The organism is Citrobacter sp. UYEF32, from assembly GCF_040546205.1.
Classification (GTDB): Bacteria; Pseudomonadota; Gammaproteobacteria; order Enterobacterales; family Enterobacteriaceae; genus Phytobacter; species Phytobacter diazotrophicus.
The window spans coordinates 39,636-58,310 of record NZ_JBEPNI010000006.1; the positions used below are offsets into that span (position 1 = coordinate 39,636).

18 protein-coding genes are annotated in these 18,675 nt (G+C 54.2%); 7 read left to right on the top strand and 11 right to left on the bottom strand.

Annotated elements, in window-relative coordinates; genetic code table 11:
* Nucleotides 1–125 precede the first annotated feature (125 nt).
* Nucleotides 126–1,463: an NCS2 family permease gene (locus ABIB59_RS17680; RefSeq protein ID WP_039080019.1), complete on the top strand. Its 1,338-nt coding sequence runs from the start codon at nucleotides 126–128 to the stop codon at nucleotides 1,461–1,463.
* A 92-nt stretch (nucleotides 1,464–1,555) separates the two neighbouring features.
* Here the strand turns inward: ABIB59_RS17680 and ABIB59_RS17685 are convergent, their stop codons facing one another.
* The 9 genes from ABIB59_RS17685 to ABIB59_RS26430 form a co-directional block, all read right to left on the bottom strand.
* Nucleotides 1,556–2,122 carry an NADPH-dependent FMN reductase gene (locus ABIB59_RS17685; protein WP_108702268.1) on the bottom strand — a complete coding sequence of 189 codons (567 nt, stop codon included), beginning with the start codon at nucleotides 2,120–2,122 and terminating at the stop codon, nucleotides 1,556–1,558.
* A 20-nt stretch (nucleotides 2,123–2,142) separates the two neighbouring features.
* Entirely contained in the window at nucleotides 2,143–2,889 is a 747-nt protein-coding gene (locus tag ABIB59_RS17690; RefSeq protein ID WP_071195140.1) for a 4'-phosphopantetheinyl transferase family protein, read from the bottom strand.
* A gap of 161 nt (nucleotides 2,890–3,050) precedes the next feature.
* Nucleotides 3,051–3,734, bottom strand: coding sequence for a hypothetical protein (locus tag ABIB59_RS17695; protein WP_354036398.1), 684 nt, complete (start codon nucleotides 3,732–3,734; stop codon nucleotides 3,051–3,053).
* Entirely contained in the window at nucleotides 3,731–5,095 is a 1,365-nt protein-coding gene (gene mnmE / locus ABIB59_RS17700; RefSeq protein ID WP_079496848.1) for a tRNA uridine-5-carboxymethylaminomethyl(34) synthesis GTPase MnmE, read from the bottom strand. Before mnmE ends, ABIB59_RS17695 begins: the two co-directional genes overlap by 4 nt.
* A gap of 103 nt (nucleotides 5,096–5,198) precedes the next feature.
* Nucleotides 5,199–6,842 (bottom strand): membrane protein insertase YidC, encoded by a 1,644-nt coding sequence (yidC, locus tag ABIB59_RS17705; protein WP_039080024.1) that lies wholly within the window; start codon nucleotides 6,840–6,842, stop codon nucleotides 5,199–5,201.
* A 2-nt stretch (nucleotides 6,843–6,844) separates the two neighbouring features.
* Nucleotides 6,845–7,102 (bottom strand): membrane protein insertion efficiency factor YidD, encoded by a 258-nt coding sequence (yidD, locus tag ABIB59_RS17710; RefSeq protein ID WP_072039764.1) that lies wholly within the window; start codon nucleotides 7,100–7,102, stop codon nucleotides 6,845–6,847.
* Complete coding sequence (gene rnpA / locus ABIB59_RS17715) at nucleotides 7,066–7,425, bottom strand: ribonuclease P protein component (RefSeq protein WP_071195137.1); 360 nt, start codon at nucleotides 7,423–7,425, stop codon at nucleotides 7,066–7,068. Before rnpA ends, yidD begins: the two co-directional genes overlap by 37 nt.
* A gap of 15 nt (nucleotides 7,426–7,440) precedes the next feature.
* Complete coding sequence (rpmH, locus tag ABIB59_RS17720) at nucleotides 7,441–7,581, bottom strand: 50S ribosomal protein L34 (protein ID WP_000831330.1); 141 nt, start codon at nucleotides 7,579–7,581, stop codon at nucleotides 7,441–7,443.
* Nucleotides 7,582–7,810: 229 nt separating this feature from the next.
* A complete protein-coding gene (locus ABIB59_RS26430; RefSeq protein ID WP_418904030.1) occupies nucleotides 7,811–7,891 on the bottom strand; it encodes a hypothetical protein in 81 nt (26 codons plus the stop codon).
* 344 nt (nucleotides 7,892–8,235) lie between these two features.
* Between ABIB59_RS26430 and dnaA the strand changes: the two genes are divergently transcribed.
* The 4 genes from dnaA to gyrB all read left to right on the top strand — a co-directional run bounded on the left by dnaA (nucleotide 8,236) and on the right by gyrB (nucleotide 14,393).
* On the top strand, nucleotides 8,236–9,633 hold the full coding sequence (gene dnaA, locus ABIB59_RS17725) for a chromosomal replication initiator protein DnaA (protein WP_039080026.1): 1,398 nt from the start codon (nucleotides 8,236–8,238) through the stop codon (nucleotides 9,631–9,633).
* 4 nt (nucleotides 9,634–9,637) lie between these two features.
* Nucleotides 9,638–10,738, top strand: coding sequence for a DNA polymerase III subunit beta (gene dnaN, locus ABIB59_RS17730; protein WP_039080027.1), 1,101 nt, complete (start codon nucleotides 9,638–9,640; stop codon nucleotides 10,736–10,738).
* Between the two features lie 138 nt (nucleotides 10,739–10,876).
* Nucleotides 10,877–11,950, top strand: coding sequence for a DNA replication/repair protein RecF (recF, locus tag ABIB59_RS17735; protein WP_039080028.1), 1,074 nt, complete (start codon nucleotides 10,877–10,879; stop codon nucleotides 11,948–11,950).
* 28 nt (nucleotides 11,951–11,978) lie between these two features.
* The gene (gene gyrB, locus ABIB59_RS17740; protein WP_039080029.1) at nucleotides 11,979–14,393 is read left to right on the top strand and encodes a DNA topoisomerase (ATP-hydrolyzing) subunit B; all 2,415 of its coding nucleotides are present in this window, start codon (nucleotides 11,979–11,981) and stop codon (nucleotides 14,391–14,393) included.
* Between the two features lie 33 nt (nucleotides 14,394–14,426).
* On the opposite strand, the gene ABIB59_RS17745 is transcribed toward gyrB, so the two are convergent.
* Nucleotides 14,427–15,362, bottom strand: coding sequence for a LysR family transcriptional regulator (locus tag ABIB59_RS17745; protein ID WP_071195134.1), 936 nt, complete (start codon nucleotides 15,360–15,362; stop codon nucleotides 14,427–14,429).
* A 110-nt stretch (nucleotides 15,363–15,472) separates the two neighbouring features.
* Between ABIB59_RS17745 and ABIB59_RS17750 the strand changes: the two genes are divergently transcribed.
* Entirely contained in the window at nucleotides 15,473–16,498 is a 1,026-nt protein-coding gene (locus tag ABIB59_RS17750; protein WP_354036412.1) for a zinc-dependent alcohol dehydrogenase family protein, read from the top strand.
* A 115-nt stretch (nucleotides 16,499–16,613) separates the two neighbouring features.
* The gene (gene yidA, locus ABIB59_RS17755) at nucleotides 16,614–17,426 is read left to right on the top strand and encodes a sugar-phosphatase (protein WP_039080032.1); all 813 of its coding nucleotides are present in this window, start codon (nucleotides 16,614–16,616) and stop codon (nucleotides 17,424–17,426) included.
* A 21-nt stretch (nucleotides 17,427–17,447) separates the two neighbouring features.
* On the opposite strand, the gene ABIB59_RS17760 is transcribed toward yidA, so the two are convergent.
* A complete protein-coding gene (locus ABIB59_RS17760; RefSeq protein ID WP_354036414.1) occupies nucleotides 17,448–18,533 on the bottom strand; it encodes an FAD-binding protein in 1,086 nt (361 codons plus the stop codon).
* Between the last annotated feature and the right edge of the window lie 142 nt (nucleotides 18,534–18,675).

Below are 18,675 nucleotides of genomic sequence, written 5' to 3' on the forward strand. Positions count from 1 at the left end.
ATTACCCCACGCAATCGTTGCCGTATAAGCAAATTCAATGAAAAAAAGTGTGTGATAACCGTCAACATTGTCTCATTTTGGTATAGGATAGCGACGAATTTTCCCTCCTTGTTCGGAAATTGATAATGAGCCAACAACACACTACCCAGGCGTCGAGCCAAGGGTTGCTTGAGCGCGTGTTTAAACTGCGTGAACATGGCACGTCGGCACGCACCGAAGTGATCGCCGGTTTCACCACGTTTTTGACGATGGTCTACATCGTTTTTGTTAACCCGCAGATTTTGGGTGTCGCCGGGATGGACACCAGTGCGGTCTTCGTCACCACCTGTCTGATTGCCGCGTTCGGCAGTATCCTGATGGGTCTGTTTGCTAACCTGCCGGTTGCACTGGCACCCGCGATGGGCCTGAACGCCTTCTTCGCGTTCGTGGTGGTGGGCGCGATGGGGCTCTCCTGGCAAATTGGGATGGGCGCGATTTTCTGGGGTGCGGTAGGTCTGCTGTTGCTGACTATTTTCCGCGTTCGTTACTGGATGATTGCCAATATCCCGGTGAGCCTGCGTGTGGGCATCACCAGCGGTATTGGTCTGTTTATCGGTATGATGGGCCTGAAAAACGCCGGTGTGATTGTGCCGAACAAAGATACGCTGGTGGCCATTGGTAACCTGACGTCTCACAGCGTCCTGCTGGGTGTTCTGGGCTTCTTTATTATTGCTGTTCTGGCTTCCCGCAATATTCATGCTGCGGTACTGATTTCTATCGTCGTGACCACTCTGCTGGGCTGGATGATGGGCGATGTGCAGTATCACGGGATTATTTCCGCGCCGCCGAGCGTGGCGAGCGTAGTGGGTAATGTTGATCTGGCCGGGTCGTTCAACATTGGCCTGGCAGGCGTTATCTTCTCCTTTATGCTGGTTAACCTCTTTGACTCCTCCGGTACCCTGCTTGGTGTGACCGACAAAGCGGGTCTGGTTGATGAGAACGGTAAATTCCCGCGCATGAAGCAGGCGCTGTATGTCGACAGTATCTCTTCCGTGGCGGGTTCGTTCATCGGTACCTCTTCGGTGACCGCGTATATCGAATCCTCATCCGGTGTCTCTGTTGGTGGCCGCACAGGTCTGACTGCTGTTGTCGTCGGCATCCTGTTCCTGCTGGTTATCTTCCTGTCGCCGCTGGCCGGAATGGTTCCTGCTTACGCTGCTGCGGGCGCGCTGATTTATGTTGGCGTTCTGATGACATCCAGCCTTTCTCGCGTGAAGTGGGATGATCTGACCGAAGCGGTTCCGGCGTTTATTACTGCCGTGATGATGCCGTTCAGCTTCTCAATTACCGAAGGGATCGCGCTGGGCTTTATCTCTTACTGTGTGATGAAGCTGTTCACTGGGCGCCTGCGTGACCTCAGCCCTTGTGTGGTTGTGGTTGCGGTGCTCTTCGTGCTGAAAATCGTCTTTATCGACGCCAAATAAGCAGTAAGCCCTTTTCGAAGAAAAGGGCTTTAGTGTTTGCTCCCTCTCCCCGTGGGAGAGGGCCTGGGTGAGGGTATCAGCCCGCACTTCGCTTACGCTTTTACCCGCTGAATATAGTCGCCAAAGGCCGTCAACTGCCCGGTCAGATGATCGAGCGTGCTTTGATCCACCACTTCTCCCGTTTGCTGATCGACTTTGCTTTGAATCACGCCGCCCATAAATTCTGGTTTGTTCATTACCATGGCATCAAGGAAGACCAGGATTTGCCGCAGGTGATACTGGCAACGCGCGCCGCCAATCGCGCCCATTGAACTGGTCTGGATAAGCACCGGTTTACCGGACAGCGGCTGTTCAGGAAGACGTGAGAGCCAGTCAATGGCGTTTTTCAGCCCACCGGGTACGGAATAGTTATATTCCGGGGTCACAATGACCACACCATCCGCTTCGCGAATCTGTTGTGCAATCTCTTCGATACGGGCGGGAAAACCCTCTTCCTGCTGCAAATCGGCGTCATACAGCGGAATGTCACCGATGGACGGCAAAGGTAAGACTGCCATGCCCGCCGGGGCCAGTTTGGGTAGCGTCCGCGCAACCATCGCGTTAAACGATCCTTTACGCAAACTACCCAGTAACGTCACAACGTTAAGTGATGCAGACATAATGACTCCTTGCGATCGGGTCAGTTAATAATAAGGGCTTTTTCTGCTGGCAAACTGGTGAAGCGCATCAGGCGGGAGAGGGGATCGTTCGCGCGTGTCTGCACGTCTGGCAGAAAGCGCCACCCATTTTTGCTGTCAAACTCCCAGATCTTGAGGCTCTCGATGGCCGGCGTCACCGCAACCGACCAGATCAAGACATCCTCAGCATCACATAAAACTTCGACCTGAGCCAGTTGGGGAACGCGCAGTCGTCCGGCGCCAGGTAGCAGTTGCAACATGCCGGGGGAATCCTGCATTTGATTGAGAAGCTTAAGCACGCTTTGTCTCAGGGTTGAGAGCTGCGCCTGTGCTTCGTTGGGATCGTTCTGGTTGTTGATCCAGAGCTGTTCGTTGCTGCTGAACTGCCAGGATTTTTGTGCATGGGGACTGTGAAAACTGCGGGTGGCGCGCTGTAACTCCATGTCCAGACCACACTCGCCTTCGGTAGTGATCGCCACGCCAACCATATTTCCGGCGTATGCCAGAGAGAAATGTGGCAGGCCAGGATCGGAAAATTTCGGGCGTCCGCTGGATTCAATTATGATGTCCGGGAGTTCGCTGATGCCATAAAGCATAAACATCATTTCAGCGAGCAGTGCCCGTGAAGCCAGATAACGCGACTGCTGGTGTTCAGGAAGTTGCCGGGCGCTGTTATGACAGGCCTGGGAGAGCCGCGTTGAAACTAAACATCCCTCTGAGAGGATCCCTCGTGCAAAATGCGTTGCCATTTTCCCTCCGTGATAATGGTCTGATGCAGGAAACGATAATCAACATTATCGCGCATACCGCATAGGTTTTAATGCGGAAAAACGCTGATGAAAAGGCCAATCAGGCCACATTTACAATAAATTTAGTCAATATGTGCCCATCTACATATTTCCTGCACAATTCATTCAATCGGCAGCACGCGTGTCCAGTTGTAATTCACCTGAGCCAGTTTCAAAGTGCCTTCTACGCTGCCGTAGCGTTGCTGGCGATTTGCGAGGTAAAAGTGCCGTAATGATGGGGGCAGGTATTGTGCCTGATAACGTAATAGCGTTGTGTGCCAGAATGGCGGTGGTAGTGGGGTATGCGCATGGCGGTCAATCAGATGATTGCGCCAGGGGGAGGCCAGTAGCGCTTCGCAAAATTGCTGGCGTGCCTGTTGGCTTTTTTCATCAGGAATACCAGCCAGCAAAATCTGACCCGGTAGCGCAACCAGCCGCAGCTCATTTATGTGAACGGTATGTTGCCGCCAGCGCTGCCAGAGCGTCAGTAAAGAGGCCATATTCTCAGGCGGCTCTGCGGCGCTATAAAGCGGCAGCGTGATCGGGAGAAAGGTAAAGTGCAGGCCGTCGGCAGGCATGACATCGGCCAGCGCATCATCGCTCACCCGTATCGCAAGCTGCTGGCGCAGCGAGGCGATGGCAGTGGGTAGGGAGGGTTGAATCCCGCTCGCCAGCGCCAGTTTGTGCGGGTCGTAATAAGCTTGTTGCATGATCTCGCCGCAATCAGGCGCCTTCTGCCAGGCGACCAGCGTGCGTTCACTGGTCGCTTCGTAGATGGCGGACAGGGCATCGGCCGTCTGGCTCATTTACCGATACAGAAGCTGGAGAAAATACGGCCCAGCAGATCGTCGGAGGTAAACTCACCGGTGATCTCACTCAATGCCTGCTGTGCCAGTCTCAGCTCTTCTGCCAGCAGTTCACCTGCCCAGGCACCCAGTAGCTGCGCTTTACCCTGTTCAAGGTGACTGGCGGCGTCTGAGAGCGCCTGCAGATGGCGACGACGTGCCAGGAAGCCGCCTTCCATATTGGTATCAAAGCCCATGCTCTGCTTGAGATGATTACGCAACTCATCCACGCCTTCGCCAGTACGTGCCGACAGGCGGATAAGTGAGTGACCATTTACATCGCTGATGCCCGGCGTTTCACCGGTCACATCCGCTTTGTTACGCACCACGGTAATGGGCAATTTGGCGGGCAGACGTGCAATAAAGTCCGGCCAGATATCCGCCGGGTCAACGGCGCTGGTGGTAGTGCCATCCACCATAAACAGTACGCGGTCTGCCTGTTCAATCTCCTGCCAGGCACGTTCAATGCCGATACGCTCAACTTCGTCGCTGGCATCGCGCAGCCCGGCGGTGTCGATGATGTGCAGCGGCATACCATCAATGTGGATATGCTCACGCAGCACGTCGCGGGTAGTGCCGGCGATGTCGGTCACGATCGCCGCCTCACGGCCTGCCAGTGCGTTCAGCAGGCTCGATTTCCCGGCGTTTGGACGGCCAGCAATCACTACCTTCATCCCTTCGCGTAGCAGGCTGCCCTGGCGCGCTTCGGCGCGCACGGCATCCAGATCGCCCATCACGCTGTTAAGCTGAGCTTCAATTTTGCCGTCAGACAGGAAGTCGATTTCCTCATCCGGGAAATCAATGGCCGCTTCCACGTAGATACGCAGGTGAGTGAGTGCTTCCACAAGGTGATTAATGCGTGCGGAAAACGCCCCCTGCAGCGAGTTCAGCGCCGAGCGTGCCGCCTGTTCTGAACTGGCGTCAATCAGATCGGCAATGGCTTCCGCCTGGGCTAAATCGAGCTTGTCATTGAGGAAGGCTCGTTCGGAGAACTCTCCCGGTTTCGCAATGCGTACGCCCGGAAGTGTCAGAATACGTTTGAGCAGCAGATCGAGGATCACCGGGCCGCCGTGGCCCTGCAGTTCCAGCACGTCTTCGCCAGTGAATGAATTCGGGCCTGGAAACCACAGCGCAATGCCCTGATCTAACGCGGTACCGTCGGCATCCCTAAACGGCAGATAGTCGGCGTAGCGCGGTTTTGGCAGCTTACCCAGCACGGCTTGCGCGACATCACGCGCGTTGAGGCCGGAAATACGCAGGATACCAACGCCACCGCGTCCCGGTGGGGTAGCCTGGGCGACGATCGTGTCGTTATGGCTCATGATATGTCTCATTGAATCCCAATAAAAAGGGCGGTCATGAGACCGCCCTGTCATTACTATTCTGATTACCAGGTGGCGCTACGCTTACCCGGCCTTCACCGAATCAGGAGCTTTTCTTCTCGCGGCTATGCAGCCCACGTTTCTCCAGACCACGGTAAATCAACTGCTGCTGAATAATGGTCACCAGGTTGCTGACGATATAGTACAGCACCAGACCTGACGGGAACCACAGGAAGAACACCGTGAAGATGACCGGCATAAAGGTCATGATCTTCTGCTGCATCGGGTCGGCCACGGTGGTCGGAGACATCTTCTGAATGAAGAACATCGTCACGCCCATCAGGATCGGCAGGATGTAGTACGGGTCTTGTGCAGACAGGTCATGGATCCACAGGGCGAACGGCGCATGGCGCAGTTCAACGGAACCCATCAGCATGTAATACAGCGCAAGGAAGATTGGCATCTGGATAACCAGCGGGAAGCAACCACCCAGCGGGTTAACTTTCTCTGCTTTGTACAGCGCCATCATTTCCTGGCTCTGACGCTGCTTGTCATCGCCCAGACGCTCACGCATTGCCGCAATCTTCGGCTGCAGCATACGCATTTTCGCCATGGAGGTGTACTGCGCTTTAGTCAGCGGGTACATGATGCCACGAACGATAAAGGTAATTGCGATGATGGAGAAGCCCCAGTTACCCAGGAAGCTGTGGATCCATTTCAGCAGTTTGAACAGCGGCTGAGAGATAAACCACAGCCAGCCGTAATCCACTGTCAGATCCAGGTGCGGCGCAACGGCAGCCATTTTATCCTGAATTTCCGGGCCGACCCACAGGGTGCTGCCCAGCGTACTGGTTTGACCCGGCTGAACCAGAACCGGTTCAGATTTATAACCGATAGCGGCAATACCGTTGCCCAGGTTCGCCGTGTAGAAGTTATTGGTGCCTTCGTTACGCGGAACCCATGCGGTAGCGAAATACTGCTGCAGCATGGAGACCCAACCGCCTTTTGCGCTGACGTTCAGGTTTTCGTTATCGGCGATGGTGTCAAATTTGTATTTTTCATACTTCGCGTCCGGCGTGGAGTACGCAGCGCCGCGGAAAGTATGCAATGCAAAGTTGCTGCTGCCGGTGTCGCGGTGCGACGGCAGATTGATGGACTGTTTCAACTGACCAAAGGTAGCCACTTCCAGCGGTTTCTCGCCGGCGTTCTGCACGTTGTAACCTACGTTCACCGCATATTCACCGCGTTTCAGGGTGAAGGTTTTGGTGAAGGTGTTACCAGCAGCATCGGTATAGGTCAGCGGAATGGCCAGTTCGTTCTGGCCATCAGCCAGCACAAACGCATCTTTTTCGCTGTTGTACAGAGGACGTGGGCCGTTCGCCGGATTATCCGGGCCGTCGCGACCGGTCAGACCGCTCTGCGCCTGATAGATAAACTGCGGGGTCGTTTCCAGTAACTGGAACGGCTCGCTGGAACCCAGCTCTTTCGGATAACCCAAAAGCTGTGCCTGCTCGACATCACCACCACGAGTGTTGATAGTCAATTCCAGCACGTCGGTTTTAACCGTAATCAGTTTCCCCTGGCCACTGGCTGGTACGCCCTGGTCGGCTGCGCTACCCGCTGCGGTGGTCGTAGTCTGCGTGGTCTGCTGCTGAGGCTGAGGATTTTTATCCTGCTCCCAGGCTTGCCAGATCATGAAAGACACGAACAACAAAGCGATGACAAAAAGATTGCGTTGCGAATCCATCGTTAGTGTTCTCTGGTATTAAAGGGTCCTGGCGGGACGGGGTCGTCTCCACCCGGGTGTAAAGGGTGGCATTTTAATACGCGTTTCACTGTCAACCAACTGCCTTTTATCACTCCAAACCTGCGCAATGCCTCAATTCCATAGCGAGAGCATGACGGGTTGAAACGGCAACGCGGCCCGAGTAGCGGACTAATCAGGATTTGATAGACCCGAATCAGGCCTATCAGGAGCCGAGTGCCAGGCGACAATGGCGGCGCCATAATTTTTCCAACGCTTCCGAAAGAGCACGGTTATCGAGGTCAGCAACCCCCTTTTTCGCCACTACCACGAAATCCATTGCGGGAAGTTCATGTTGACGCAAACGAAAACTTTCACGCGTCAGACGTTTAATCCGATTGCGTTCATGTGCGCGTTTGACGTTTTTCTTAGCGACGGTAAGACCGATACGGGGATGCCCCAGCGAATTCAGGCGGCCGAGGATGGTGATTTGCGGCGTGCCAGCCCGTTGTGGCTGCTGGAAGACGAAAGTGAAATGACTGGGAGTTAACAAACGTAACTCCCTGGGAAATGCGAGCTTAACCACTCAGGGTTAGCTTTATTACTTGGAAACGGTCAGACGTGCGCGGCCTTTAGCGCGACGACGAGCCAGAACCTGGCGACCATTTTTAGTAGCCATACGAGCACGGAAGCCGTGAGAACGGTTGCGCTTCAGTACGGACGGTTGAAAAGTGCGTTTCATGGCGATTTCTACCTAAACTTGAATAAATTCAATGGCTTTTTTGGATACCCGAACGAATATCGTACGACGGACGCCGAAGCCATGGGTGATTAAAGAGGCCGGATTGTAATAATTGTACACTCCGGAGTCAATTCTCTTTCCTTATAACACGCTTATTTTTGCACAGTTTCGCGTAAAAAATAAGCAGTGCTCGACGACTAAAAACGAGCAAAGCACGCCGGGTGGTGGATTATACGGCCTGGCGGGCAAAGCGCAAGGATCCGCCTGGATCTTCATTAGATCGATTAAGCAGGAAATTGGCATTACTCATTAAATTTTCCAATATGCGGCCTAAATCGTCCCGCACTGCACCTGGGATCGATTACACTTACCCGATTCCGAATCCCCCTGTGGATAAATCGTGAAGAATCTGTGATAAACAGAAGATCTCTGACGCAGTTTAGGCTATGATCCGCGGTCCCGATCGCGATCCGTGGATCGTGAACAGGGCAAAGTACACTTTCCTCAACGGTGCAATGATGCAGCCAGAAGGAAGCGTGTAAAACCGCAGATAGCGGTTCGCACGTCACCCTCGTTGGGTCTGATCGACGTGTGTCAACAATCATTAATGTTTCTGCCTTTTATTTATCGATTTTTGTTCGAGTGGAGTCCGCCGTGTCACTTTCGCTTTGGCAGCAGTGTCTTGCCCGATTGCAGGATGAGTTACCAGCCACAGAATTCAGCATGTGGATCCGCCCGTTGCAGGCGGAACTGAGCGATAACACGCTGGCTTTGTATGCGCCAAACCGTTTTGTGCTCGATTGGGTAAGAGACAAGTATCTCAATAATATCAATGGGCTGCTGAACGATTTCTGCGGTGCGGACGCCCCGCAACTGCGCTTTGAGGTCGGTACGAAGCCCGTCACGCAGGTCCACAGAGAACCTGCTCATATCGCCGCGCCAGTACAGACGACTCACGTTCAGCCGCAGCGCGCTGCGCCGGCAGTGCGCCCTGGCTGGGACAACGTTCCCGCACCGGCGGAACCGACCTACCGCTCCAACGTTAACCTTAAACACACCTTTGATAACTTCGTCGAAGGTAAGTCGAACCAGCTTGCGCGCGCGGCGGCGCGTCAAGTGGCGGATAACCCAGGCGGCGCCTACAATCCACTATTCCTTTATGGTGGAACGGGTTTGGGTAAAACTCACCTGTTGCACGCGGTGGGTAATGGCATCATGGCGCGTAAACCCAATGCCAAAGTGGTGTATATGCACTCCGAGCGTTTTGTCCAGGACATGGTAAAAGCCCTGCAAAACAATGCGATCGAAGAGTTTAAACGCTACTACCGATCCGTTGACGCATTGCTTATCGATGACATCCAGTTCTTTGCCAATAAAGAACGATCGCAGGAAGAGTTTTTCCACACGTTTAACGCGCTGCTGGAAGGGAATCAACAGATCATCCTGACGTCGGATCGTTATCCTAAAGAGATCAATGGCGTTGAAGATCGTCTGAAATCCCGCTTCGGTTGGGGGCTTACGGTCGCGATCGAGCCGCCTGAACTGGAAACCCGCGTTGCGATCCTGATGAAAAAGGCCGACGAGAATGACATTCGTCTGCCGGGTGAAGTGGCCTTCTTTATTGCCAAGCGTTTACGCTCTAACGTGCGTGAACTGGAAGGGGCACTGAACCGCGTTATTGCCAATGCCAACTTTACGGGCCGGGCGATTACTATTGATTTCGTGCGTGAAGCGCTGCGTGATTTGCTGGCGCTGCAGGAAAAACTGGTCACCATCGACAATATTCAGAAGACGGTGGCAGAGTATTACAAGATTAAGGTCGCGGACCTGCTGTCGAAGCGTCGCTCCCGTTCAGTCGCGCGTCCGCGCCAGATGGCGATGGCGCTGGCGAAAGAGCTCACCAACCACAGTCTGCCGGAAATTGGCGATGCGTTTGGTGGCCGTGACCATACTACCGTGCTACACGCCTGCCGCAAGATTGAGCAGTTGCGTGAAGAGAGCCACGATATCAAAGAAGATTTTTCCAATTTAATCAGAACATTATCGTCGTGACGCTATGAAATTTACCGTTGAACGTGAACACCTTTTAAAGCCGCTGCAACAAGTTAGCGGCCCGCTGGGCGGTCGCCCGACGTTGCCCATTCTCGGTAATCTGCTGCTTCAGGTTGCAGACGGTACGCTTTCGCTGACCGGTACCGATCTTGAAATGGAAATGGTGGCCCGTGTTGCGCTCGTCCAGCCGCATGAGCCCGGCGCGACTACCGTCCCGGCGCGGAAATTCTTTGATATCTGCCGTGGTTTGCCGGAAGGCGCGGAAATCGCCGTCCAGCTCGAAGGCGAGCGTATGCTGGTGCGTTCTGGTCGCAGCCGCTTCTCCCTTTCCACGCTACCTGCCGCCGATTTCCCGAATCTGGATGACTGGCAAAGCGAGGTGGAGTTCACTCTGCCGCAGGCCACGATGAAACGTCTGATTGAAGCCACCCAGTTCTCAATGGCGCATCAGGATGTGCGTTACTACTTAAACGGCATGCTGTTTGAGACCGAAGGTGAAGAGCTGCGTACCGTGGCAACGGACGGCCACCGCCTGGCGGTCTGCTCTATGCCTGTCGGTGTGAGTTTGCCAAACCATTCGGTGATCGTGCCGCGTAAAGGGGTGATTGAGTTGATGCGTATGCTCGACGGCGGAGACAACCCGCTGACCGTGCAGATCGGCAGCAACAACATCCGTGCGCATGTTGGTGATTTTATCTTCACATCGAAGCTGGTTGACGGTCGTTTCCCGGATTATCGCCGCGTATTACCGAAAAACCCGGACAAACATCTGGATGCGGGATGCGACATTCTTAAGCAGGCTTTTGCCCGTGCCGCTATTCTCTCGAACGAGAAATTCCGCGGCGTGCGTCTGTATGTCAGCGAAAATCAGTTGAAAATCACCGCTAACAACCCGGAACAGGAAGAAGCGGAAGAGATACTGGATGTGACCTACTCCGGTAGCGAAATGGAGATTGGTTTTAACGTTAGTTATGTGCTGGACGTACTTAATGCGCTGAAGTGCGAAAATGTGCGTATTATGCTGACGGATTCCGTTTCGAGCGTGCAGATTGAGGATGCGGCTTCGCAATCCGCAGCTTACGTTGTTATGCCTATGAGGCTGTAAAAAATATCGGGCTATCTTGCTTGTTATTCTGGCTCCGGGCAGTGCTCGCAATCTTCACGTACCTTAGTACGCTCCGGTTGCTGCGCGCTGGCCGTAACCAGACTAACTGCGCCGATAACGCCCTGGTTATGAGCTGATATGTCGCTATCCCGACTCCTAATCAAAGACTTCCGCAATATTGAAAATGCGGATCTCGCCTTATCTCCCGGCTTTAACTTCCTGGTTGGCGCGAACGGCAGCGGCAAAACCAGCGTGCTGGAAGCTATCTATACGCTTGGTCATGGCCGGGCGTTTCGCAGTTTGCAAATTGGCCGCGTCATTCGCCATGAGCAGGAGTCATTTATTCTGCACGGGCGTTTGCAGGAGGCGGAGCGGGAAATCGCCATTGGTCTGACGAAAGACAAACAAGGCGACAGCACCGTGCGTATCGACGGAACGGATGGCCACAAGGTGGCGGAACTGGCGCTGCTGATGCCAATGCAGTTGATTACGCCTGAGGGGTTTACATTACTCAACGGCGGCCCCAAATACAGAAGAGCGTTCCTTGATTGGGGATGCTTCCACAACGAAGCCGGTTTCTTTACCGCCTGGAGCAACCTTAAGCGGCTGCTCAAACAGCGTAATGCCGCGCTACGGCAGGTAAGCCACTACGGCCAGTTGCGCCCGTGGGATAAAGAACTGATTCCGCTGGCGGAACAAATCAGCCTGTGGCGTGCCGAATACAGTGCCGGTATCGCCGAAGATATGGCCGACACCTGCAAACAATTTTTACCGGAGTTCTCTCTGACCTTTTCTTTCCAGCGCGGCTGGGAGAAAGAGACGGATTATGCCGAGGTGCTGGAGAAGAACTTCGAACGCGATCGCCTGCTGACTTACACCGCACACGGCCCGCACAAAGCGGATTTCCGTATACGTGCCGACGGCGCGCCGGTGGAAGATACGCTTTCCCGTGGGCAGCTAAAACTCCTGATGTGTGCGCTACGTCTTGCGCAGGGGGAGTTTTTAACCCGCGAGAGCGGTCGCCGCTGTTTGTACCTGATAGATGATTTTGCCTCGGAGCTGGATGATGCGCGTCGCGGACTGCTTGCCAGCCGCTTAAAAGCCACGCAATCACAAGTTTTCGTCAGCGCCATCAGCGCTGAACACGTACTGGACATGTCGGACAAAAATTCGAAGATGTTCACCGTGGAAAAGGGTAAAATAACGGATTAACCCAAGACAAAATGAGCGAGAAACGTTGATGTCGAATTCTTATGACTCCTCCAGTATCAAAGTCCTGAAAGGGCTGGATGCGGTGCGTAAGCGCCCGGGTATGTATATCGGCGATACGGATGACGGCACCGGTCTGCACCACATGGTATTCGAGGTGGTAGATAACGCTATCGACGAAGCGCTCGCAGGTTACTGTAAAGACATCGTTGTCACGATCCACAGCGATAACTCCGTCTCCGTACAGGATGATGGTCGTGGGATCCCAACCGGTATTCACCCGGAAGAGGGTGTCTCAGCAGCCGAAGTCATCATGACCGTGCTGCACGCGGGCGGTAAGTTCGATGATAACTCCTATAAAGTGTCCGGTGGTCTGCACGGCGTAGGCGTTTCGGTTGTAAACGCCCTGTCGCAGAAACTGGAGCTGGTTATCCAGCGTGATAATAAAGTTCACCGTCAGATCTACGAACACGGTGTGCCGCAGGCGCCGCTGGCCGTGACCGGTGATACAGAAAAAACCGGTACCATGGTGCGTTTCTGGCCGAGCTATGAAACCTTCACCAACGTCACCGAATTTGAGTATGAAATTCTGGCGAAACGTCTGCGCGAGCTGTCCTTCCTGAACTCTGGCGTATCCATCCGCCTGAAAGACAAGCGCGACGGCAAAGAAGACCATTTCCACTATGAAGGCGGTATCAAGGCATTTGTTGAGTATCTCAACAAGAACAAAACGCCAATCCACCCGAATGTCTTCTATTTCTCCACCGAAAAAGACGGTATCGGCGTCGAAGTAGCGCTGCAGTGGAACGATGGTTTCCAGGAAAACATCTACTGCTTTACCAACAACATTCCGCAGCGCGATGGCGGTACCCACCTTGCAGGCTTCCGTGCGGCGATGACCCGTACCCTGAACGCCTACATGGATAAAGAAGGCTACAGCAAAAAAGCAAAAGTCAGCGCCACCGGTGACGATGCCCGTGAAGGCCTGATTGCGGTCGTTTCCGTGAAGGTGCCGGACCCGAAATTCTCCTCGCAGACCAAAGACAAACTGGTCTCTTCTGAGGTGAAATCGGCGGTTGAACAGCAGATGAACGAACTGCTGGCTGAATACCTGCTGGAAAATCCGTCCGATGCGAAAATCGTGGTCGGCAAAATTATTGATGCGGCGCGTGCCCGTGAAGCGGCGCGTAAAGCCCGTGAAATGACCCGTCGTAAAGGCGCACTCGACTTAGCGGGCCTGCCGGGCAAACTGGCGGACTGTCAGGAACGCGACCCGGCGCTGTCTGAACTGTACCTGGTGGAAGGGGACTCCGCGGGCGGCTCTGCGAAGCAGGGGCGTAACCGTAAGAACCAGGCGATTCTGCCGCTGAAAGGTAAAATCCTTAACGTTGAGAAGGCACGCTTCGACAAGATGCTCTCTTCTCAGGAAGTGGCGACGCTCATCACCGCGCTCGGCTGCGGTATCGGTCGCGACGAGTACAACCCGGACAAATTGCGTTATCACAGCATCATTATCATGACCGATGCGGACGTCGACGGCTCGCACATCCGTACGCTGCTGTTGACCTTCTTCTATCGTCAGATGCCGGAAATCATTGAGCGTGGCCATGTCTATATTGCCCAGCCACCGCTGTACAAAGTGAAAAAAGGCAAACAGGAACAGTACATTAAAGACGATGAGGCGATGGATCAGTATCAAATCGCTATCGCTCTGGACGGTGCAACTCTGCACACGACCGAAGGCGCACCCGCTCTGGCCGGTGAAGCGCTGGAAAAACTGGTCTCTGAATACAATGCCGCGCAGAAGATGATTGGCCGTATGGAACGTCGCTTCCCGCGCGCGCTGCTGAAAGAGTTGGTGTATCAGCCGACGCTGGCCGAAGCCGATCTGGGCAACGAGCAGGCCGTCACCCGCTGGGTGAATGCGCTGGTCACCGAGCTGAACGAGAAAGAGCAGCACGGTAGCACCTGGAAGTTCGATATTCGCGAAAATGCGGAACTGAACCATTTCGAGCCGATTATTCGCGTGCGTACCCACGGTGTCGATACGGATTATCCGCTGGATAATGAATTTATCGCCGGGGGCGAATATCGCCGTCTCTGCACGCTCGGTGAAAAACTGCGTGGTCTGATCGAAGACGATGCGTTTATCGAACGCGGTGAGCGTAAGCAGCCGATCGCCAGCTTTGAGCAGGCGCTGGACTGGCTGGTTAAAGAGTCCCGTCGTGGTCTTGCTATCCAGCGTTATAAAGGTCTGGGCGAGATGAACCCGGATCAGCTGTGGGAAACCACCATGGATCCGGAAAGCCGCCGCATGCTGCGCGTGACCGTTAAAGATGCGATTGCCGCTGACCAGTTGTTCACCACCCTGATGGGTGATGCCGTTGAACCGCGCCGTGCCTTTATCGAAGAGAACGCCCTGAAAGCGGCGAATATTGATATCTAATTATCGTTATACAGCTATATCTGAGCCGCGCTATTAGCGCGGCTTTTTTATAGGATCCGGAAAATCCAGCGACATCGCCGCCGGTAAGCGGTTCACCAGTGTGTCTATGGCAATTCTCACCCTCAGCGGCAGGTGCGGCGTCTTCTGCCAGACTGCATGAACGTCAAAGCGCACATTCGGCGCCTGCCTGAAAAGCAGGGCGAGTTTTCCATTTTGAATCTCTTTGCTTGCCATCCAGCAGGGCAACCATGCAATACCGTGTCCGGCAATTGCTGCGTCGCAGATCGCCTGTAAATCATCCATATTGAGTGATGATCGCAGAACAAGGGTTTGCGGTTTTCCTTCGTTGTCCGCAAGCTGCCAGGGTAAAATTCTGCCTGCCTGCAGATAGTTAATGGCCGTATGCTGACGTAAATCGGCAACGGTTTCAGGATGGCCTTTTTCCCTCAGATAATCCGGCGCGGCGCACAGAACCATTTGGTGCTCTCCCAGCTTTCTGGCGGCCAGCACGGTGCTGTCTGCCAGTGTGCCGTTACGCACTGCCATATCGAATCCTTCCTCCACGAGATCCACCACCCTGTCGCTGAATGACATTTCCAGCTCAAGCCCCGGATGCTCTTGCGCCAGCGTGATCAGCAGCGGAGCGACGCACTGACGACCAAAGAGCACCGGCATCGCTACGCGCAGGCGGCCACTCACCTGTTGCTTCCCTGTTTCCAGTAGCGATTCTGCACTACGGATCTCCTCCAGTGCGCGCAGGCAACGCTCATAAAAAAGCGCGCCGTTATCGGTCAGCCGCTGGCTGCGGGTGGTGCGCTGAAACAGACGCACCCCCAGCCGTTGTTCAAGCCGGGCGATACTTTTTCCCACTGCCGAGCGCGATAAATGCAGACGGACAGCGGCCTGAGCAAAACTGCCCGCTTCAACGGCCGCCACGAAAACCGGAATGTCCTTTAGCGTATCGCTCATCAATTGTATCCATTATGGCATCAATAAAGAGAAAACATATCGCCACTGGCGACATTGAGTCAACGATAGACTGTCGATACTGAAACTTATTTGATGGCAGGAGAAATACGATGACAGAGACGATACAACGCTGGTCAATGGACGCCCTCGGGCGCGAAAACCTCAGACTTACCGAGGTACCTCTTCCGCAACCTGGCCCCGGTGAAGTCCGTGTACGGGTGAATGCCGTTGCGCTCAACTATCGCGATAAAATGGTCATTGAAGGCAACATGCCAATTTCGCGCTCCTTCCCCTTTACGCCGGCTTCTGACATGGCGGGCGTCGTGGACAGTACGGGCGAGGGTGTCACACGTTTCAAATCCGGGGCACGCGTCATCTCCAGCTTCTTCCCGGAGTGGATCGACGGCAAGCCAAAAGCGGACGCACGCCATTTGCCCTACCGAACCCTTGGCGGTTACTTCCAGGGCATGCTGGCTGAGTACATGATTATGAATGAAAACTGGCTGGTTGCCGCCCCGGAAACTCTGGATGACGCAGAGGCCAGCACCTTGCCTTGTGCAGGGTTAACGGCCTGGTTCGCGCTGGTGGAGCGGGGAAATTTACGGGCCGGTCAGTCGGTGTTGGTGCAGGGGACGGGCGGTGTGGCGATATTCGCGCTGCAAATCGCTAAAGCGCATGGTGCGCACGTGTTTGTCACGTCCGGCAGTGATGAAAAACTGGCGCAGGCCAAAAAGTTGGGGGCTTATCAGGGGGTTAACCGGCTAAAAGGCGACTGGGCAGAGGCGATTCTTACGCTGACCGACGATCGCGGTATTGACCATATTATTGAAACCGTGGGCGGGGAAAATCTGAAGCATTCCCTGCGAGCCGTAGCGGTTCATGGGCGAATCTCGGTCATTGGTGTGCTGGCCGGAAATGAAATATCGCTCTCTGCCAGCGAGCTGTTGCTGAAATCGCCTGTGGTTCAGGGGATTGGTGTCGGTCACCGTCGTGCGCTGGAAGATCTGGTGCGCGCTGTTGATGTCAACGGACTGAAACCTGTTATTGAGTACCGTTACCACTTTAACGAGCTTGAAAGGGCGCTTGAACACCTTGACCGTGGTGCGTTTGGCAAAATAGTTCTCACCCGCGAGTAAGCCGTCGCTCCCTGGGATAGGTGTAAAAGGGGTGCTTTTGTTGCGCAATGTAGCTCTATTTTTGTAGGCTAAATCGCGTTAGCATGAGGCAGCACTCATTTATCCCGGGGAACTCATGGCTATCAAACTTATTGCAATCGACATGGACGGAACGCTGTTGTTGCCGGACCACACCATCTCGCCAGCGGTTAAAAACGCCATTGCGGCTGCACGCGAACGTGGAGTGAAAGTGGTGCTGACGACAGGCCGCCCTTACGCCGGGGTTCATGCCTACGTCAAAGAGCTGCACATGGAACGGGAAGGTGATTACTGCATCACTTATAACGGCGCGCTGGTGCAAAACGCCCATGACGGCAGCACGGTGACGCAAACGGCGCTGAGCTATGACGATTACCGCTATCTGGAAAAACTGTCTCGTGACGTTGGTTCGCACTTTCATGCGCTTGACCGCAATACGCTCTACACCGCCAACCGCGATATCAGCTACTACACGGTTCACGAATCCTACGTCGCCACTATTCCGCTGGTCTTCTGCGAGCCGGAAAACATGGATCCGAACACCCAGTTCCTCAAGGTGATGATGATTGATGAGCCGGAAATCCTCGATAAAGCCATTGCCCGTATCCCGGCAGAAGTGAAAGAGAAATACACCGTGCTGAAAAGCGCGCCGTACTTCCTCGAAATGCTCGATAAGCGCGTCAATAAAGGGACTGGGGTGAAATCCCTGGCCGACGTTCTGGGCATCAAACCCGAAGAGATCATGACCCTTGGCGATCAGGAAAACGACATCGCCATGATCGAGTATGCGGGTGTAGGTGTGGCAATGGGGAACGCCATTCCGTCGGTGAAAGAAGTGGCCAACTTTGTCACCAAATCCAACCTTGAAGATGGCGTAGCGTATGCCATTGAGAAGTTTGTACTGAATTAATCTGCCGCCAGGCAGGGGCGATTATGCCCTTGCCTGCGTAGGCGTCTGCTGCTGCACCGGGATATGACCAATCCCACTTTTCATGATCAGACTGCGTATCCAGGGCGTCGTCAGGCAGCGGTTTTTGATGATTTTTCCCAGCAACTTCATGCGTAATCGACGCGTTTTCTTCCAGTATGCCGCGTTGAGGTTTTTTGTTTCTTCGCGCAACACCCCTGCCAGGATTTCCGCGCTATCCAGTGCATAGCTTATGCCTTCCAGCGAACTGGCGCTGATAAACCCTGCCGCTTCGCCAATCAGAAACGCATTCTCTTTTCCGCAGACAAAATCCGCCCAGCGGGACGGGCACAGCACTGTGCATTTCTCTGTTTTCACCGCGTCGCCAAAGCGGAAATCGAACGGTTCAAGGCACTGCTTGAGGCGGCTAAAATTCTCCCTGCCATCCTTCATGGAAAAAGCCCCACCGAAAATGAAATAACCGTCTTTGCAGATACTCCATGAATAACAATCGGTTGTCTCATTATCAAACACGCAGGAATAGAACGGCGACGGGTGACGGTCTTTGAACCACTGCTGCAGCGAGACGTACTTGCGGATCTCATGATCGGGATATAGCAATCGCCGCACCATCGAGTTCGCACCATCGCCGCCCACCAGGTAATCTGCCGTTGCTTCATGGGTTTTACCGTCAACCGCATACGTCAAATGCCAGCGGTTATCCTGTCGGCAGACCTTCTTGCACAAGGCGTCGTGGTGAACGGTGACCGAAGCGGGGATTAATGATTTCATCCATAAATCAAAGGCGTGTCGGTCGATATTAACGTAACTGCGTTGATAGTTACGCGTTATCCCCGTTTGCATATCCAGCGTTTGTACGCTGAAAATTTGCGGATCGGCCATCACCTGCACTGGCAGCGTAATCCCGGCACGGATAAACGAACGTTGCGCGTCCGGGGCCAGCAATCCGCCACACGGCTTCATAAATCCGCCCGTACCCTGCTGCTGTTTTTTATCTAACGCCAGCACGCTCATCCCGCCTGCTAACTGCCGCGCCAGCGCTGCTCCCGCAGGCCCCAGACCAATAATCGCCACATCAAAATGCTGCATATCCCCTCCTCATGTTGATAAGGACGATAAGCGGCTCGGGTGAAGTTACGGTGAAGTGAAGGGGGTTAATTTTGTGATCTGTCGTTCATTTTGCGATCTAAATTGTAGTACAACAATAAATGATTGTACTACATTCAGCTCC

Bases quoted from the DNA above. Each gene is read 5' to 3' on its own strand.
- ABIB59_RS17745 (WP_071195134.1), bottom strand. From the start codon at position 15,362: ATGAGCGATACGCTAAAGGACATTCCGGTTTTCGTGGCGGCCGTTGAA.
- ABIB59_RS17695 (WP_354036398.1), bottom strand. From the start codon at position 3,734: ATGAGCCAGACGGCCGATGCCCTGTCCGCCATCTACGAAGCGACCAGT.
- mnmE (WP_079496848.1), bottom strand. From the start codon at position 5,095: ATGAGCCATAACGACACGATCGTCGCCCAGGCTACCCCACCGGGACGC.
- yidC (WP_039080024.1), bottom strand. From the start codon at position 6,842: ATGGATTCGCAACGCAATCTTTTTGTCATCGCTTTGTTGTTCGTGTCT.
- ABIB59_RS26430 (WP_418904030.1), bottom strand. From the start codon at position 7,891: ATGAGTAATGCCAATTTCCTGCTTAATCGATCTAATGAAGATCCAGGC.
- ABIB59_RS17685 (WP_108702268.1), bottom strand. From the start codon at position 2,122: ATGTCTGCATCACTTAACGTTGTGACGTTACTGGGTAGTTTGCGTAAA.
- ABIB59_RS17690 (WP_071195140.1), bottom strand. From the start codon at position 2,889: ATGGCAACGCATTTTGCACGAGGGATCCTCTCAGAGGGATGTTTAGTT.
- rpmH (WP_000831330.1), bottom strand. From the start codon at position 7,581: ATGAAACGCACTTTTCAACCGTCCGTACTGAAGCGCAACCGTTCTCAC.
- yidA (WP_039080032.1), top strand. From the start codon at position 16,614: ATGGCTATCAAACTTATTGCAATCGACATGGACGGAACGCTGTTGTTG.
- dnaN (WP_039080027.1), top strand. From the start codon at position 9,638: ATGAAATTTACCGTTGAACGTGAACACCTTTTAAAGCCGCTGCAACAA.
- gyrB (WP_039080029.1), top strand. From the start codon at position 11,979: ATGTCGAATTCTTATGACTCCTCCAGTATCAAAGTCCTGAAAGGGCTG.
- ABIB59_RS17760 (WP_354036414.1), bottom strand. From the start codon at position 18,533: ATGCAGCATTTTGATGTGGCGATTATTGGTCTGGGGCCTGCGGGAGCA.
- yidD (WP_072039764.1), bottom strand. From the start codon at position 7,102: ATGGCGCCGCCATTGTCGCCTGGCACTCGGCTCCTGATAGGCCTGATT.
- ABIB59_RS17750 (WP_354036412.1), top strand. From the start codon at position 15,473: ATGACAGAGACGATACAACGCTGGTCAATGGACGCCCTCGGGCGCGAA.
- recF (WP_039080028.1), top strand. From the start codon at position 10,877: ATGTCGCTATCCCGACTCCTAATCAAAGACTTCCGCAATATTGAAAAT.
- ABIB59_RS17680 (WP_039080019.1), top strand. From the start codon at position 126: ATGAGCCAACAACACACTACCCAGGCGTCGAGCCAAGGGTTGCTTGAG.